Annotated in this window: 15 protein-coding genes; 10 read left to right on the forward strand and 5 right to left on the reverse strand. The window is 65.4% G+C overall.

What is annotated here, in order from left to right; all coding sequences use genetic code 11:
* Positions 1–98: 98 nt before the first annotated feature.
* Positions 99–1,574 carry a M81 family metallopeptidase gene (locus QX010_RS11465; RefSeq protein ID WP_316179554.1) on the reverse strand — a complete coding sequence of 492 codons (1,476 nt, stop codon included), beginning with the start codon at positions 1,572–1,574 and terminating at the stop codon, positions 99–101.
* Positions 1,575–1,791: 217 nt separating this feature from the next.
* On the opposite strand from QX010_RS11465, the gene QX010_RS11470 reads away from it, so the two are divergent.
* Positions 1,792–2,646, forward strand: a complete 855-nt coding sequence (locus QX010_RS11470) for an adenylate/guanylate cyclase domain-containing protein (RefSeq protein WP_316179830.1) — start codon at positions 1,792–1,794, stop codon at positions 2,644–2,646.
* Positions 2,647–2,868: 222 nt separating this feature from the next.
* Here QX010_RS11470 and QX010_RS11475 read toward each other — a convergent pair whose 3' ends face one another.
* Complete coding sequence (locus tag QX010_RS11475) at positions 2,869–3,471, reverse strand: TetR/AcrR family transcriptional regulator (RefSeq protein WP_315801856.1); 603 nt, start codon at positions 3,469–3,471, stop codon at positions 2,869–2,871.
* Between the two features lie 190 nt (positions 3,472–3,661).
* Here QX010_RS11475 and QX010_RS11480 point away from each other — a divergent pair, with 190 nt between their 5' ends.
* The gene (locus QX010_RS11480; protein WP_316179556.1) at positions 3,662–4,900 is read left to right on the forward strand and encodes an efflux RND transporter periplasmic adaptor subunit; all 1,239 of its coding nucleotides are present in this window, start codon (positions 3,662–3,664) and stop codon (positions 4,898–4,900) included.
* A gap of 245 nt (positions 4,901–5,145) precedes the next feature.
* Positions 5,146–8,328: a multidrug efflux RND transporter permease subunit gene (locus QX010_RS11485; protein WP_316179558.1), complete on the forward strand. Its 3,183-nt coding sequence runs from the start codon at positions 5,146–5,148 to the stop codon at positions 8,326–8,328.
* A 604-nt stretch (positions 8,329–8,932) separates the two neighbouring features.
* Here the strand turns inward: QX010_RS11485 and QX010_RS11490 are convergent.
* Positions 8,933–9,184: a hypothetical protein gene (locus QX010_RS11490; protein ID WP_316179560.1), complete on the reverse strand. Its 252-nt coding sequence runs from the start codon at positions 9,182–9,184 to the stop codon at positions 8,933–8,935.
* Positions 9,185–9,441: 257 nt separating this feature from the next.
* Between QX010_RS11490 and QX010_RS11495 the strand changes: the two genes are divergently transcribed.
* From QX010_RS11495 to QX010_RS11520, 6 genes are all read left to right on the forward strand, one after another.
* A complete protein-coding gene (locus tag QX010_RS11495; RefSeq protein WP_316179562.1) occupies positions 9,442–10,017 on the forward strand; it encodes a DUF2975 domain-containing protein in 576 nt (191 codons plus the stop codon).
* Positions 10,018–10,027: 10 nt separating this feature from the next.
* Complete coding sequence (locus QX010_RS11500) at positions 10,028–10,258, forward strand: helix-turn-helix transcriptional regulator (RefSeq protein WP_315801851.1); 231 nt, start codon at positions 10,028–10,030, stop codon at positions 10,256–10,258.
* 336 nt (positions 10,259–10,594) lie between these two features.
* The gene (locus tag QX010_RS11505; RefSeq protein ID WP_315802162.1) at positions 10,595–11,596 is read left to right on the forward strand and encodes an ABC transporter substrate-binding protein; all 1,002 of its coding nucleotides are present in this window, start codon (positions 10,595–10,597) and stop codon (positions 11,594–11,596) included.
* A gap of 97 nt (positions 11,597–11,693) precedes the next feature.
* Positions 11,694–12,788, forward strand: a complete 1,095-nt coding sequence (locus QX010_RS11510) for an ABC transporter ATP-binding protein (RefSeq protein WP_316179563.1) — start codon at positions 11,694–11,696, stop codon at positions 12,786–12,788.
* A gap of 35 nt (positions 12,789–12,823) precedes the next feature.
* Positions 12,824–13,936 carry an ABC transporter permease gene (locus QX010_RS11515; protein WP_315802161.1) on the forward strand — a complete coding sequence of 371 codons (1,113 nt, stop codon included), beginning with the start codon at positions 12,824–12,826 and terminating at the stop codon, positions 13,934–13,936.
* The gene (locus QX010_RS11520) at positions 13,933–14,712 is read left to right on the forward strand and encodes an ABC transporter permease (protein WP_315801849.1); all 780 of its coding nucleotides are present in this window, start codon (positions 13,933–13,935) and stop codon (positions 14,710–14,712) included. The genes QX010_RS11515 and QX010_RS11520 overlap by 4 nt, the downstream gene beginning before the upstream one ends.
* 124 nt (positions 14,713–14,836) lie before the next feature.
* Here QX010_RS11520 and QX010_RS11525 read toward each other — a convergent pair whose 3' ends face one another.
* Positions 14,837–15,736 (reverse strand): NAD(P)-dependent oxidoreductase, encoded by a 900-nt coding sequence (locus tag QX010_RS11525; RefSeq protein ID WP_315801848.1) that lies wholly within the window; start codon positions 15,734–15,736, stop codon positions 14,837–14,839.
* 343 nt (positions 15,737–16,079) lie between these two features.
* On the opposite strand from QX010_RS11525, the gene QX010_RS11530 reads away from it, so the two are divergent.
* Positions 16,080–16,667 carry a hypothetical protein gene (locus QX010_RS11530; protein WP_315801847.1) on the forward strand — a complete coding sequence of 196 codons (588 nt, stop codon included), beginning with the start codon at positions 16,080–16,082 and terminating at the stop codon, positions 16,665–16,667.
* A gap of 146 nt (positions 16,668–16,813) precedes the next feature.
* On the opposite strand, the gene QX010_RS11535 is transcribed toward QX010_RS11530, so the two are convergent.
* A complete protein-coding gene (locus QX010_RS11535; protein ID WP_315802160.1) occupies positions 16,814–17,407 on the reverse strand; it encodes a TetR-like C-terminal domain-containing protein in 594 nt (197 codons plus the stop codon).
* Positions 17,408–17,434: the final 27 nt, after the last annotated feature.

Genomic DNA, 17,434 nt, shown 5'->3' on the forward strand with positions numbered 1-17,434 from the left:
AGATTTCAAACCCTGATTCGCAAGCGATTCGGACGCGGTTCGTTCCAGCCGCGTTCCGAACGTTAACGTCGCTGCGATGATCGTCGCATTCTGGGACATCATGCGCGCGATGGTTGCGGCAACTCGTCGAGCGGCCATTTCGGACGCTTGATCTTCTTGTAGGGCAACGTCGTCACGTCGCGCGCGACCACGCCGGGCGCATCGACCATGATGATGTCGGCCGCGATCGGCGCAAATGCCGCGCGGAAATGCTGGGCGGATTTCACCACGACGAGCTTGCGCGTGGCAGGATCGCAGCCGAGCTGGGTGAAGAAGTCGGTGCCGAACGCCTGGCAGCGGAACGTCGTGATCACGACCTCGACGCCATTGCTCGCGATCAGCGCGCAATCGCCGAGCTTGGCGGGCGTGCCGGCGAGGCCCGTCATCACCATGTTCTCCTTCAGCGCCTTGATCTCCCAGGTCGCATCGACGGGATCACCCGACAGCGGCCCGATCTTGCCGCCGATCCGCAGCGGCAGCTTGGCGCCGACGCCGGCATCGAAGGCGATGCGCACCGCGATCGGATCCCAGAGTGGACCGAGGCAGGCATTGCCGATGTTGCGGTCGAGCAGCCGGCGCAGGATGAAGGTGGAATCGCCGGGCGCACCGCCGCCGGGATTGTCGCTGGCATCGCCGAGCACGATGGTGCCGTCTGTCGCCAATGCCTGGTCAAGCGCGGCATCGACGCCGGGCATGCGCTCGGTCACCGCCTCGCGCATGCCGATCAGTTCGTCCGCAAGGCGGCGTGCCAGCGCCTTCGCCCTGACACCGTCCGGATCGACGGCGGCATCGCTATAGACCAGCACCTTGGTGCCCATGGACGGCGTGTCGCCCCAGCCGAAGCCGTGAACGATCGAGATCGAGACGATACCGTCCTTGCCTTCCAGCGCGGTGATGCGGTCGACGAAGCTGCGCACCGGCTCGCGCGTGGTGTGCAGGGTGACGATCATGTCGGTGTCGACCAGCGCCTTCTGCAGCTTCAGCCGCTTCTCGGCGATCTCGGTGCAGTGTTTCACCAGATCCTGCGCGCGCTCGAGAATGTCGGTGTGCGGATATTCCTTCCAGCAGATCAGAAGATCGGCGCTTCTGACCATCAGCTCGCTCATATGAACGTGGGGGTCGAGCGTGGCGCCGACGACGACATCGGGTCCGACGATCTCGCGTATCCGCGCGAGCAGCTCGCCCTCGCAATCATCATAGCCGTCGGCGATCATCGCGCCGTGCAGGCCGATCAGCGCCATGTCGACCGGCAGCGCGGCTTTGAGGTCGGCAAGGATCTGGTCACGCAGGGTTTCGAACGCGGCGCGAGTGACGAGCCCGTTGGGCACGGCCGCGGCCACCAGCCCTTCGATCAGCGTCCAGCCCTTGGACGGCCCAACCTGGCGCGCAGCCCATAGTGGCCCGCCATGCATCTGCATCTTGTCCGGGTGCTGGCCGGCGGGGAAGTAGGCGCGCTCATGGAAGGTCGCGAGCCCCGTGGGCATCGGCGCGAAGGTATTGGTCTCGGTGGCAAGGGCGGCGGAGAAGACACGCATGAAGGCTGAACCCGGTGGTTGCGAGGAAAGGCAGGCGCGCACCGGCCCGGCCGGCGATGCAGGCCCACAAAGAAACGGACCTCATCAGGAAGCGCAAGAGACCCATGCGAAGGGCGACCGCCGCACAGCGCATGGGACGGAAAACAGCGCGGCCTGATCCCGCTGCGCCGGATGATGCCTGATGCATTTGGCAATCGATGAGGCTACGATCGGCTACATGGCGGACGATAAATTGAAACGGCGGTTGACGACAGTGCTGTGCGCGGATGTGCACGGCTATTCCCGCCTCATGGGAGCCGACGAAGCCGGTACGCTGGAGACGCTGCGCCGCTACCGCACGGCCATTGCAGGATTGGTGGTGCGCCATGACGGGCGCATCGTCAATACTTGGGGCGATGCCGTGATCGCCGAGTTCGCCAGTGTCGTCGAGGCCGTGCGGTGTGCCGTCGAAATTCAGCAGGAAATCAGTCAGAAGCCCACGCCATCCAACGGACACCAGATGCAGTTTCGCATCGGGATCAATCTGGGAGATGTGATGGTGGATGGTTCCGATATCTTCGGCGATGGGGTCAATATCGCGGCGCGCCTGCAAGAACTGGCCGAGCCCGGCGGCATCGTGGTCTCGGCCCCCGTCTACGACCAGGTGCACAACAAACTGACTGTCGGCTTCGACTGTCTTGGCCAGCCACCGCTGAAGAATGTTGCCCCGGTGACCAGCTATCGTGTCACGATCGGCGGCCGTTCCGGCCAGCGACCCGACCTCCCGGTTGACGACGGCGCCCTCCATGCGCGCGCGTTTGCGGCCTCGAGCGCTCCACCTGCTTTTCGCGACGGCGATGCATCCACGTCGATCACCTCGATCGCGGATCACTTCGCGAGCCTGCCTCGTCCCCTCGCAATGGCCCTCACGGTCTCCGGCTTTCTGCTTCTGATCAATGTTTTCACCGGTCTGCACAGAGTCTGGTTTCATTGGCCGGCCGCAGCATTGCTGTTCGCCGGCATCATGCGGACGGTGCTCCAGAGCAGGCCTCCTTCGGACAAGATTGAGCGACGTCGGACGCGCCGGGACTAAGCGGCTGGTGGTTGCGAGCGCTCTATTCGGCCCGGAATCAGATCGAAGCCCGGCATCGCGAAGGTGTGCTTTAACGGCTGCGGGCTGACGGTCCGGAAAACGCCGATATCCTGCTACGATCTCACAGGCCGTCACTCCTACGACTGCTCGGGGCTTCGCGAACACACAGATGGAGACAGCTTGAGAATGTCGCATGGCGGCTTGGCTCCGCGCGACCGGGCATTACGCCCGCACAGACTGCTCCTCGACCGACCTGATCGCCACGGCCGCAACCTGGGCCAGAGCCTCACGGTCGCCGCCGGAGGAGGCCATCACGCTCATGCCCGTGATCACGGCCGAGACGTAACGCGCGAGCGCGGCCGGATCCGCGGCCGGGGCCAGATCGCCTTCGCGCTTGGCGCGCTCGAAACGGTGCCGGAGCTGCTCCTCGGTCTGCGCACGGCGGGCCGCGAGCTCGAACGGCACGTTGGCGGAGCCGGAGCCGCAGGCGAGACCGCCCTGCACCAGCAGGCAGCCGGGCGGATTGGAGGGATCGGTCTGTTTCTCGGCGACGCCCATCAGCATCCGCGCGGTGACCTCGCGGGCGGTCGGCGCGCTCAGCACCTCGTCCATCCAGGCCTCCCGTCGCGCCGTGTAGCGGTCGAGCGCGGCCTTGAGCAGGGCTTCCTTGCTGCCGAACGCGGCATAGAGGCTGGGCGGGTTGATGCCCATGGCGTCGGTGAGCTGGGCGATGGTCGCGCCCTCATAGCCATGGCGCCAGAACACCTCCATCGCCTGGTCCAGCGCGGTGTCGCGATCGAAAGTCCGGGGCCGTCCGATGCCCATGTGCAAAACTCCTGTTCCCGTCTCCGCCCCGTCTGATTCTTATCTAGTTGTTATTGAACGCGATTTCTTTGATCTGGCGCAGTCGCCGAAAGTCGGGCTACTATTTTCGTAGCATCCGTTACATAAGTCTCTTGCGAACGGGTTGCCAGCGCCACATTTGTAGCGAGCACTACAAATCTGGAGCGCGCCAATGCCTTCGCCCGAAATTCGTTCTTCCGGCCGCCTGAGGCGGTGGCTGGGCACCGTCGCCGCCGCCGGCCTGGTGATTGCCGCCGGATCCTACGCCGGCTCCCAATATTTCCACTTCAGTCCCGCGCCGAATGCGGCCCGCGCGGCGGCCCCCGAACAGGCCGTCCCCGTGACGGTTGCCGTCGTCGAGCCGCGCCAGGCGAGCCTGTGGGACGAGTTCTCCGGCCGGCTCGAGGCGGTCGAGCGGGTCGAGATCCGGCCGCGGGTGGCCGGCGCCATTCTCGGCACCAATTTCACCGAGGGCTCGCTGGTCAAGGCCGGCGACGTCCTGTTCAAGATCGACCCCGCGCCCTACGCCGCCGAGGTCGACCGGGCGCAGGCGCAGCTCGAGGCTGCGCGGGCCCGCGCATCCTTCGCCGCCAATGAGCTGGAGCGCGGCGCGCAGCTGGTCGGCAACTCCATCGTCACCAAGCGCGACTACGACCAGCGCGACAACGGCAATCGCGAGGCGATCGCCAACGTCAAGGCCGCGGAAGCGGCGTTGCAGGCCGCAAAACTCAATCTCGACTACACGCAGGTGCGCGCGCCGGTCGACGGCCGGGTCGGCCGGATCGAGGTCACCGTCGGCAACCTCGTCGCCGCCGGGTCGGCCTCGCCGGTGCTGACCTCGCTGGTGTCCGTCAACCCGATCTATGCGAGCTTCGACGCCACCGAAGAGCTGGTGTTGCGCGCATTGTCGGCGATTGCCGACGGCTCCGGCAAACGCGGCAATCTCGACCGCATCCCGGTCGAGATGACGACCTCGGGCGGCATCACGGCATCCGGCCATATCCAGTTGATCGACAATCAGGTCAACGGGCAGAGCGGCACGATCCGCGTCCGCGCCGTGTTCAAGAACGAGGACGGCCGGCTGATCCCCGGCCAGTTCGCGCGCGTGCGCATGGGCCAGCCGCAGCAGCAATCGCTGGTGCTGCTCGACGAGCGCGCCATCGGCACCGACCAGGACAAGAAATTCGTGATGGTGGTCGGCGACGACGAGCGCGCTGTCTATCGCCCGGTCAGCCTCGGCGGCAGCGTCGATGGCCTGCGCATCATCTCCGCCGGCCTCAAGCCCGGCGAGCGCGTGGTCGTCAACGGCCTTCAGCGGGTGCGGCCGGGCGCGTTGCTGAAGACGCAGGTGGCAGCGATGGGCGCAAGAGATGGGGCTGCATACGACAACAAGCAGCTGGCACAGCGCTGATCTTGATGGAAGCTCGGCTGTTCGCGACCACCACAACTGTCGTCCCCGCGAACGCGGGGACCCATAACCACCGGCCGTATTTGTCGACAAAGAAAGATGACCCGCAATCTTTTTCACCAACTAGCCGTCCGCGGTATGGGTCCCGGCGTTCGCCGGGACGACACCGGATATGAGGCGGCATCGAGCACAAGAGCTCAAACGAATTTTACGTCACTCACCGACATCTCCCGACCACGGGGCCTCCCATGAACCTCTCCAAATTCTTCATCGATCGGCCGATCTTCGCAGGCGTGCTGTCGACGCTGATCTTTCTCGGCGGCTTGATCGCGCTGTTCTCCATGCCGATCTCCGAATATCCCGACGTCGTGCCGCCCTCGGTGGTGGTGCGCGCGACCTATCCCGGCGCCAATCCGAAGGTGATCGCCGAGACGGTGGCGACGCCGATCGAGGAGCAGATCAACGGCGTCGAGAACATGCTCTATATGAGCAGCCAGGCGACCACCGACGGCGCGATGACGCTCACGGTCACCTTCAAGCTCGGCACCGATCCGGACAAGGCCACCCAACTGGTGCAGAACCGCGTGCAGCAGGCCGAGCCGCGGCTGCCCGCCGTGGTGCGCCAGCTCGGTGTCATCACCAAGAAGAGCTCGCCCGACCTCACCATGGTCGTGCATCTGATTTCGCCGAACGGCCGCTACGATACGACGTACCTGCGCAACTACGCGGTGCTCAACGTCAAGGACCGGCTGGCGCGCATCGACGGCGTCGGCGACGTGCAGCTGTTCGGCGCCGGCGACTATTCGATGCGGGTGTGGGTCGATCCGCAGAAGGCGGCCGAGCACGGCCTCTCCGCCTCCGACATCGTCAAGGCGATCCAGGCGCAGAACGTGGAGGCCGCCGCCGGCGTGGTCGGCGCATCGCCGAGCGTCAAGGGGCTCGATTTGCAGCTCTCGGTCAATGCCGAGGGCCGGCTCTCCAACGAGGACCAGTTCGCCGACATCGTGGTCAAGACCGGCGCTCATGGCGAGATCACGCGGCTGCGCGACGTCGCCCGCATCGAGCTCGGCGCCTCCGAGTACGGCCTGCGCTCGCTGCTCGACAACAAGCAGGCCGTGGCGATCCCGATCTTCCAGGCGCCCGGCTCCAACGCGCTGCAGATCTCTGACAACGTCCGCGCCACCATGGCCGAGATCAAGAAGACGATGCCGGAAGGCGTCGAGTATCACATCGTCTATGACCCGACGCAGTTCGTGCGCTCCTCGATCGAGGCCGTCGTGCACACACTTTTCGAGGCCATCGTGCTGGTCGTGATCGTCGTGATCCTGTTCCTGCAGACCTGGCGCGCCTCGATCATCCCGCTGCTGGCTGTCCCCGTCTCGATCGTCGGCACGTTCGCGGTGATGCATCTGTTCGGTTTCTCGATCAACGCGCTCAGCCTGTTCGGCCTGGTGCTCGCGATCGGCATCGTCGTCGACGACGCCATCGTCGTCGTGGAGAACGTCGAGCGCAACATCGAGAGTGGCCTGTCGCCACGTGACGCCACCTATCAGGCGATGCGCGAGGTGTCGGGACCGATCATCGCGATCGCTCTGGTGCTGGTCGCGGTGTTCGTACCGCTCGCCTTCATCTCCGGCCTCACCGGGCAGTTCTACAAGCAGTTCGCGCTGACGATCGCGATCTCCACCGTGATCTCCGCAGTCAACTCGCTGACCTTGTCGCCGGCGCTGTCGGCGCTGCTGCTCAAGGGGCACCACGAGCCGAAGGATCGCCTCACCCGCATCCTCGACACGAGCCTCGGCTGGTTCTTCCGCGGCTTCAACCGCGCCTTCGTCCGTGCGTCCAATAACTACAGCGGCAGCGTGTCGAAGGTGATCACCGGCAAGGCCGCCGTCATGGTGCTCTACGTGCTGCTGGTCGGCGCCACCGCCGTGCTGTTCAAGCAGGTGCCAGGCGGCTTCGTGCCGGGCCAGGACAAGCAGTACCTGGTCGGCTTCGCGCGGCTGCCGGACGGCGCCACGCTGGACCGCTCCGAGGAGGTGATCCGCAAGATGAGCGACATCGCGCTGACGCAGCCCGGGATCGAGAGCTCGGTCGCCTTCCCTGGTCTCTCGATCTCCGGCTTTACCAACTCCTCCAATGCCGGCATCGTGTTCTCGACCCTGAAGCCGTTCGACGAGCGCAAGGATCCGTCCTTGTCGGGCGGCGCGCTGGCGATGGAGCTGAACAAGAAATACGCCGGCATCCAGGACGCCTTCATCGCGATGTTCCCGCCGCCGCCGGTCAACGGCCTCGGCACCATCGGCGGCTTCAAGCTGCAGATCGAGGACCGCGCCGGCCTCGGCTACGAGGCGCTCAACGACGTCACCAAGGCGTTCATGGCGGGCCTGCAGAAGGCACCGGAAATTGCCGGCGTATTCTCCAGCTTCCAGGTCAACGTGCCGCAACTGTTCGCCGACATCGACCGCACCAAGGCGTTGCAGCTCGGCGTGCCCGTGACGGAGGTGTTCAACACCCTGCAGATCTACCTCGGCTCCTACTACGTGAACGACTTCAACAAGTTCGGCCGCACCTATTCGGTGCGCGTGCAGGCCGACGCGCCGTTCCGCGCCCGTGCCGACGATATCCGCCAGCTCAAGGTGCGCTCCGCCTCCGGCGACATGGTGCCGCTGTCGGCGCTGCTGAACATCAGGCAGAGCGCCGGGCCCGAGCGCGCCATCCGCTACAACGGCTTCTTGTCATCGGACATCAACGCGGCAGCGGCGCCCGGCTTCTCCTCGGGCCAGGCGCAGGCGGCGGCCGAGCGGGTCGCGGCCGAGGTGCTGCCGCCCGGCTTTGCCTTCGAATGGACCGACCTGACCTATCAGGAGTTCATCGCCGGCAACTCCGGTCTGTGGGTCTTTCCGCTGGCGATCCTCCTGGTGTTCCTGGTGCTGGCCGCGCTGTATGAGAGCCTGACCTTGCCGCTGGCGATCCTGATGATCGTTCCGATGGCGCTGCTGGCGGCAATGGCCGGCGTCTACATCTCGAAGGGCGACAACAACATCTTCACCCAGATCGGCCTGATCGTGCTGGTCGGCCTCTCCGCCAAGAACGCGATCCTGATCGTCGAATTCGCGCGCGAGCTCGAATTCGCCGGGCGCACGCCGCTGCGCGCCGCGATCGAGGCGAGCCGTCTGCGGTTGCGGCCGATCCTGATGACGTCGATGGCCTTCATCATGGGCGTGCTGCCGCTGGTGCTGTCGACCGGAGCAGGCTCCGAGATGCGGCGCGCGATGGGCGTCGCGGTGTTCTCCGGCATGATCGGCGTCACCGTGTTCGGCCTGTTCCTGACGCCGGTGTTCTATGTGCTGCTGCGGACGCTGACCGGCATGAAGCCGCTCACCCAGCATGGCGGCCACGGTACGGTGGCGGCTCAACCCGCGGAGTAAACAAGAATGTGAACGCGCGTGATGTCGAGGGTCCAGAAGCGCGATCGTCTCTTGATTCGTAGAGACAAATGGCCGCTGGCGTCCCTCATCACGCTCCCCCGATGATCCGTTTCGCGATCAATTCTACAGGACTGTGAAACGGATCACAGACCAGCGCAGCGGGATGGAGGACGCCAACTCCAGCACGTTGCGCCGACCCGGCGGCCTGTCCCGCACCAGGCCGCCGGGTCATTTGACCACAAGGAGTTGCAACATGGATTTTTTGAATCAAATGGTGGCAGCCCGGCTGATGAAGACGGCCGAGGGTTTTCAGCGCATCGGAGCACATGGAGGATTTCGCCGTCTCGCCGGCCCGGTCAGCGCTACAGCCAGCTCACGCCCCGCGGTGGGCCTGGTCGTCGACAATGCGGCAGCAGGTGATCCGTCGCTATCGCAGAGCTGCCCGGAGCGCGATGGCTGCGGCGCCGGCCTGTAGCGGCGCGCCTTGGCGCCGCATCAATGGCCAGCACGCGCGCCTTTGAACGAAACCGCGGCAAAACACGAAGTAACGACATCTATGGCGAAGACCGGCTTTGGCGCGTGATGGCTGCTGCGCCGGAACAGCTCATGGGCGCTTGCATCCTGCGCGATCGAGCATGTCCCTGACGATCAAAGGCGTTGCCGGCGTTTCCGCCGCGTCCTGCGCTGCGGCAGCGGAGCTCAGCGCCTGCCCGACAGTCGCCGCGCTCAAGTTCAACGAGGTGCGGCAGGTCGCGCGCCCCATGCTGGCGACTGCGCCAGCGGCCTCGCCGACGCCGGCAAGGTAGGCGGTGAGAACCTGCTGGGCCGTCCGGTCGGTCGGCGCCTTCTCCAGCATCTGAACCACCTGCGCGACCGATATCAGGCCGCGAGAGGTGGATGGCGCGGCGCTGGATGGAGAAGTCGTCATAACAGCGGACGCGAAGGCGACAGTGACGGCCAGTCTGGCCCGGCAATGAGACATGAGGTGGCTCCTGAGCTAATACCCCATCTGTCGAACGAAAATAAATTATTGTCAAACGATAATTTTTGATCGTATCGTGATCCTGTCGGCGCACTGCCGAGACACCAATCAACCGTGGGGGCCATTCGACCATGACGCAAACAGCAGAGATGTCCGGCACGAGTGCCGCGCGCTCCGGACGCAGCAATCGCATTCGCCGGCTCAGCCAACTGATGGCGGCAAGCTGTCTCGTCACATCCGGGCTGCTCGCCGCGGCAATGGCGCTCTATTGGGCCTTGACGCCCGCGCCCACGCTGTTCAGCCACGCCGGCATCCCGAATGCGCCGGTGACCGAGATCGACTGGTCCACGCGGGCCCTCGCGTTCAGCATCGCCATGGTGCCGCTGGGGACGCTGATCTGGGGCCTGCTGAGCGGACGTCGTTGCTTCGACGCCTTCGCCGCCGGCCGCATCTTCTCGCGCGACTCGATCAGACAGCTGAAGACGTTTGCGATCGCTGTCGCGGCATCAGCCCTGCTGAAACCGCTGGCCGGTGCAGCGCTGTCGGTCGTCCTGAGCTTCCGTCAGCCCGCGGGAGCGAAGACCCTCGCGCTGAGCGTCGGATCGGATACGCTCTTAGCGCTGATCTTCGCAGGGACGGTTGCGGTCATCGCCTGGGTGATGACGGAGGCGCTGGAGATCGCCGACGAAAACAAGCAATTCGTCTGAAGGACAGGACATGCCGATCCGAGTGCGGCTGGGCGTGATGCTCGCGGAACGCAATGTGAAGTCCAAAGACCTGGCCGAATATGTCGGGATCACCGAGGCCAACCTGTCCCTGCTCAAACAAGGCAAGGTGAAGGGTGTGCGCTTCGAGACCCTCGAGCGGATCTGCCGGTTTCTCGGCTGCCAGCCCGGAGACCTGCTGAGATATGAGGAAGCGCCGTCGACGGAGACGGACATCGGATGAAACCACAACCGCGATCAAAATCCTGCTCTGCGGTGAAGCGGACGGGCCGCCGCACGGCACCCTCCCGCGCGGATCCGGCACCATTAGCGCTTCGCCGCAACGCCACTGATGCAGCGCATGAACGCCAAAATAGCATCACGTGACGATCAAAACTCGCGCTTGCCAGGGCTTGGTCCAGCCGATAGCTTTTTTGAACCTTTCAAGCGCGACGGATCATCGAGCATGCTTTTTCTGCGGACCAACTCCACGACGGCAACAGTGTCGAACGCGACGGATCGGCCTGTCAGACGCGCAGCCGCAACCGTCTCGAAGACGGTGCTGGTGACCGCAGCCGCGATGCTAGGTCTCCTCGTTTCCGCGCAGGCGCGTGATCTCACCGTCGTGTCCTGGGGCGGCAACTACCAGGACGCGCAGCGCAAGATCTACTTCCAGCCCTTCGCCGCCAAGCTCGGCGCCACCGTGCTCGACGAGAGCTGGGACGGCGGCTATGGCGTGCTGCAGGCCAAGGTGAAGGCCGGGGTGCCGAACTGGGATGCGGTGCAGGTCGAGGCCGAGGAGCTCGAGCTCGGCTGCAGCGACGGCATCTACGAGAAGATCGACTGGAGCAAGATCGGCGACAAAAACGGCTTCATCCCGGCCGGCGTCAGCGATTGCGGCGTCGGCGCCATCGTGTGGTCCACCGGAATGGCGTTCGACGGCGATAAGATCAAGGACGGGCCGAAGACCTGGGCGGACTTCTGGGACACGGCAAAGTTTCCGGGCAAGCGCGGCCTGCGCAAGGGCGCCAAATACACGCTCGAGTTCGCGCTGATGGCCGACGGCGTGCCGGCGACCGACGTCTACAAGGTGCTGAAGACCAAAGAGGGCGTCGAGCGCGCCTTCAAGAAGCTCGACGCGCTCAAGGCCGACATCGTGTGGTGGGAGGCCGGCGCGCAGCCGCTGCAGCTGTTGTCGTCCGGCCAGGTCGCGATGACCTCGGTCTATAACGGCCGCATCACCGCCATCAACCGCACCGAGGGCAAGCATTTCGGCTTCGTGTTTCCGGGCAGCATCTATGCGGTCGACAGCTGGGTCGTGCTCAAGGGCTCGCCCAACAAGGATGCCGCGATGAACTTCATCGCCTTTGCGAGCCAGGCCGAGAACCAGGCCAAGCTGCCGGAATACATCGCCTACGGCCTGCCGAACATCGCCGCTGCCAAGCTGGTGCCGGAGAAATACGCCGCGGAGCTGCCGACGACCCCCGAAAACCTGAAGCAGGCGATCGCGCTGGACGTCGGCTTCTGGACGGACAATTCGGAAGAGCTGTCGAAGCGCTTCAACGCCTGGCTGGCGCGCTGAGGCCCGCCGCTTCCGCACACCGGGCGCGCGATCGTCGCGACGCGCGCCTGCCCGCCTCGTATGAGTCCCGGCGAGGTCCGCGCCGAAAGCCTTCGTCATGGATACCCCCTTCATCTCGTTCCGGCAGGTGGTCAAGCGCTTCGCCGCGCTGACCGTGGTCGACGATCTCGACCTCGATATCGCCCGCGGCGAGTTCGTCGCCCTGCTCGGCCCCTCCGGCTCCGGCAAGACCACGCTGTTGATGATGCTGGCCGGCTTCGAGCAGCCGACCAGCGGCACGATCGCAGTCAATGGCGTCAGGGTCGACGGGCTCCCGCCGCACAAGCGCAACATGGGCGTGGTGTTCCAGAACTACGCGCTGTTCCCGCACATGAGCGTGCGCGACAACATCGCGTTTCCCCTGAAGATGCGCGGCACGCCCAAGCCCGAGATCGCCACGCGGGTCGCGCGCGTGCTCGACATGGTGAAGCTGTCGGCCATGGCCGAGCGCAAGCCGGCGCAGCTCTCCGGCGGCCAGCAGCAACGCGTGGCGCTGGCCCGCGCGCTGGTGTTCGAGCCGCAGGTGGTGCTGATGGACGAGCCGCTCGGCGCGCTCGACAAGAAGCTGCGCGAGCAGATGCAACTCGACATCCGCGACCTGCACCGCCGGCTCGGCCTCACCATCGTATTCGTCACCCACGACCAGGACGAGGCGCTGACGATGTCCGACCGCATCGCCGTGTTCAACCACGGCAGGATCGAGCAGATCGGCACGCCGCGCGAGATCTACGAGCTGCCGCGGACGCCGTTCGTCGCCGAGTTCATCGGCGAGACCAACCTGCTGTCGTGCAAGGTGGCTGAGCAGGCCGGCGAGGCGATGCGGCTGACGACGGACTCGGGCCTTACGCTTTCGGCGCATGCCGGCGCTGATCGCGTCGATGGCGGCAAGGTGCAGGTCTCGATCCGACCCGAGGCGATCCGGATCAACGATCATGCGGCCGCAACCGCAAACCGCCTGACCGCGCGCATCATGGACGCGGTGTATTTCGGCGATCACATGCGTCTGGTCGCCACGGTCGGCGCGCAGCGGCTGATCATCAAGGGCGACCGTGCCGGCCAGGCCGCGGAGGTCGGCAGCGAGATCGCGCTATCGTTCGCGGCGTCGGATGTCTGGGTGGTGGGATCATGCGACCAGACCTCCGCCAACGGTTGACGGCATCTCTGCTGCTCGCGCCGCTGCTGGCGTTCATGCTGTCGTTCTTCGTCGTGCCGCTGGTGACGATGATGAAGTCGGCGGTATCCGATCCGGTCGCGACCGAGTCCCTGCCCCGCACCCACACGGCGCTGGCGCGCTGGGACCGCACCAGCTTGCCTCCTGCAGCGGCGCAGGCCGCGTTCGTCGACGACATCCGCAGGCTGACCAATGACGAGCAGTTCGGCGATCTCGTGCGCCGCCTCAACAGCGCGCAGTCCGGCTTCCGCAGCCTGCTCGGCAAGACCCGCCGCGCGCTCGGCGGCGACGGCGCGGCCGACCTCGCCGCGATCGATTCGCGCTGGAGCGAGACATCCTATTGGATGACCATCGCCGACGCTGTCGCCTCGCCCTGGACCGACAAGAACCTGCTCGCCGCGGTCGACCTCGAGCGCGACGCCGCCGGCGATATCGCCGCGATGCCGGAGGGCAGCTCGGCCAACCGCCTGATCATGATCCGGACCTTCGTGACCTCGGCGCTGGTGACGCTGGCCTGCATCCTGATCGGCCTGCCCTACGCGATGGTCGCCGCATCCGTGGAAGGCTGGCGCCGGCAGGCGCTGCTCGGCGCCGTGCTGCTGCCGCTGTGGACGTCGCTCCTGGTGCGCACCGCGGCCTGGTACGTCGTGCTGCAGGACAACGGCCTGATCAACGCGACCCTGAGGGGGCTCGGCCTGACCTCCGGTCCGGTCCCGCTGATGTTCAACCGGCTCGGCGTCGTCATCGCCATGACGCATGTGCTGCTGCCGTTCATGGTGCTGCCGATCTTCAGCGTGCTGATCGCGATCCCGCGCAACCTGATGCCGGCGGCGGCATCGCTCGGCGCGCATCCGCTGCGCGCCTTCCTCCACGTGCTGCTGCCGCTGTCGATGCGCGGCGTCGTCTCCGGCGCGCTGCTCGTGTTCATGGCCGCGCTGGGCTACTACATCACCCCCGCGCTGATCGGCGGCGCCAACGACCAGATGATCTCCTCGGTGATCGCCTATTACGCCACTGGCGCGGCGAACTGGGGCATGGCCGGCGCGCTCGGCCTCGTCCTGCTGGCGATGACCATCCTGCTCTATGCCGTCTACATCCGGCTGACCTCGGCCGAGGAGCAGCACGCATGAAGCTCCTGCCGGTCGTCAAGCTGCTGTTCGCGATCGCCGTCGTCGTGTTCCTGCTCGGGCCGCTGATCGCGGTGCTGCCGCTGTCGCTGACCGACAGCGTGTTCCTGAACTATCCCATTCCCGGCTATTCGACGCGCTGGTTTCGCGAGCTGGTCACCGCCGAATCCTGGCGGCTGTCGATCGTCAACAGCCTGCTGATCGGCTCGGGGACCACAGCCCTCGCAACGCTGCTCGGCACGCTGGCCGCGCTCGGCCTGCGCGGCAAACGCGCCTCGCTGCTGGTCTCGACGCTGCGCACGGTGTTCTTGCTGCCGATGGTGGTGCCGGCGGTCGTGCTCGGGGTCGGCATGCAGCTGATGTTTTCGCGCTACGGGCTCACCAACACCTATCTCGGCGTCATCATCGCGCACACCGTCGTCGCCGTGCCGTTCGTGCTCGTCAACGTCTCCTCGGCCTTGCAGGGCGTCGATCTCCAGCTCGAGCGCGCCGCCGCGAGCCTCGGCGCCTCGCCCGCCGTGGTGCTGCGTACGGTGACGTTTCCGATTGCGCTGCCCGGTATCATCTCCGGCGCCCTGTTCGCTTTCGCGACGTCGCTCGACGAGGTCGTGCTGACCTTGTTCGTCGCCGGCCCCAACCAGCGCACCCTGGCGCGGCAAATGTTCGCCACCATCCGCGAGAACATCAGCCCGGCGATCGTGTCCGCCGCGGCCGTGTTCATCGTCGGCACCATCGTGCTGTCACTCGCGATGCTGGTAATCCGTCGGCGGATGGCGTGACGCTCCGTAGGAGCGGATTAGCGCAGCGTAATCCGCCGCCTCGCGCACGAATGGCCGTCCATATTGCAGCAGCCGAAGCGGAAGAAGGCGGATTACGCTGCGCTAATCCGCCCTACTCGATGAGCTATCCCGCCTTCACATATTTCCGCCAATCATGTTCTTCCTTGAACCCGAGCACTTCGCGCGCTTTCCTGTTCGACAGCGGCGCCTCGCGCTCGCCGAGGTCGCGGGTGATCGGAGTCTTCGGGCAATAGCGCTGCAACAGCTCGCGCGTCGGCATATTGGCCGTCACCGTGTCATTCACCGCGTTGAAGACCTGGAAGCCGAGACCATCCTTCTGGATCGCCAGATGCACGATCTCGCCGAGGTCGCGCGCGTCGATATAGGACCAGGCGTTGCGCTTGCGCGACGGCGGGTCGGCGAGGAAACGCGGGAACATGTCGTATTCGTGCGGCTCGATGACATTGCCGATGCGGAGTGCGTAGATGTCGATGCCGTAGCGCATGGCGAAGGCGCGCGCGGTCTTTTCGTTCACGACCTTGGACAGGCCGTAGGAGTCCATCGGGTCGGTGTCGTAGTCCTCCTCGAGCGGAAAGCTCCTGAAGTCCTTGTCGCCCTCGGCGAAGCAGACTCCATAGGTTGTCTCGCTGGAGGCGATGATGATCTTGCGTACGCCGAGCTTCGCCGCAGCCTCGATGACGTTGTAGGTGCTGACAGTGTTGACGCGAAAGGTCTCATTGTCGGGCTCGATCAGCACGCGCGGGATCGCGGCGAAATGCACCACCGCATCCGGCGCCCGTGGCGGCCGGCCGGCGTTGAAGCCGCCGAAGCCGTAATGCGTGGTCAGCGCGTTGAAGGCCTGGCCGCTGTCCGTCAGATCCGCGATCAGGGTGTTGATCCCGGGGTGATCGAACGGCTTGAGATCGACGTTGAGGAGCTCGTAGCCCTTGCCCTGCAGATGTGGCAGCACATGCCGGCCCGCCTTGCCTGTTCCGCCGGTGAACACCACGCGTTTGCTTGTCATCGTTCTGTCCTCGTGAATGCGCCGGTTCTAGCAGCTTCGGTCGCAGCCGCTCCATAGGAACTTCCAACCCGATTCCCTGTGGTCTGACGGGCCGCCGGGCGGCGCTGGCCGACGAACACAGCGGTCGAAGAATGATCAATTTAAAATTGAAAATCTATAAAGCACAATTTCAGAACGATGATTGCAATCCGAAACTTGCCGGTCCGCTGATGGGCCGACGCTCGAGCAACTCGTCCGCATGCGATCAGCAACGATGCTGGCGGCAACCGCGAGCGAGAATCTTTCTCATTATCAGTAGCCAAGTTCCCGAACGCGTGATAGGTATCTAATGGCAGTCAAGTAGATGCATCTGGCGGCTGGCCCGCCCTGGAAGGACGCCGTCATGCGATTGTCGTCTTGTGTCGTCGCGCCGTCATTTGTTGCTGTGTTGGCGACGATGCTGTTCTGCAGCCCGGCGGTCGCGCAGCCCACCAAAAGCTCCACGCTTCCCGATATCACGGTCGATGCACCCAAGCAGGCTGTACGGCCCTATCGGCCGCAGCACGCAGCCGGCGCGGTGACGTCGCGCCGGGCACGGCCAGTCGCTCAGGCCGCATCCCAGGCGACGCAATCGCCGTCGGCTGCGCCAGGCTCTGTGGAAGCCAGGTTCGCCAGGCTGGAGAGAGCTGCCACTGGTTGCAACGGCGGCTGCGAGACAAGCTTCAAGTCCGGCAACGCGCCTTGGGTCGGATGCAGCCTGTCGGGCCAGGAATTCTCACATTTCGATACGACCTGCAGCGACACGCTCAGATACAAGCACTATGCGGACTGTGCGGAGACCAAGGCGTTCCTGGGCTGGGATCGCAATAAGGTCTGGCTGCATTGCAGCAGCCTCTTGGCCGGCGGCAAGTTTCAGGTCGCCGAGCTGAAGCGAGCGCGGCGCGCCCGTTAGTCCGCCTCAGCTGAGCTGAAGTTGAAGCACATTTGTCGGCCTGCGCGTGCTCCGGTCGACACCTCGTGAGCCGACGTCTTTCTCACGCGTCCTGCGATGTTCATCTGGTCTCAGCGCGTGACCGTATCTCACGCACATTGACTGCGTCAGCCGCGAGCTGGTGCGCGGCTTCCAGCCCCCGCGATCGCCCGCACGACACGTGCGATACGTTCGTCGCGCGCGGCGGGCCTGATACGTCCTGACCGTTCGAGCGCGGCGAGGCCATGAAGGGCCGCCCAGAACGTCTCGGTGACGACCGCGGCATCCTTGCAGAAGGGCGCGATGACCGCGGCCAGCGCATCGAAAGCAGCCCGCAGCTCCGGCCTCGTCTCCGCCACCGCGAACCGCAGATCGGTCGGCAGGACGAACATGGCATCGTAGAGCGCAGGACGGCCGAGCGCGAAGCCGAGATAGGCCGCAGCGACATTCTTGAGCGCAGAGCCGCGAGCGCTCGCTTGCCTCGCCGCGTCTTCGAGGGCGGCCGTGATCTCCTTGAAGCCCTCGAGGGCAACCGCGGACACGATCGCGTCCCTGTTCTCGAAATGCGAATAGAGCACGGGCTGGCTGTATTCGATCTCGTCGGCCAGGCGCCGGATCGTCACCGCGCCCCATCCCTCGCGCTCCGCGATCGCGCGCGCGGCCGCGACGATGTGCTGCTCGCGCTCGGCGCGCGCCCTGCCCTTTCGCTCTGCGATGCCCAGATTCTCGCCCTCCGCCGGACAGCATTC

This window comes from Bradyrhizobium sp. SZCCHNRI1009, assembly GCF_032487575.1.
GTDB lineage: Bacteria > Pseudomonadota > Alphaproteobacteria > Rhizobiales > Xanthobacteraceae > Bradyrhizobium.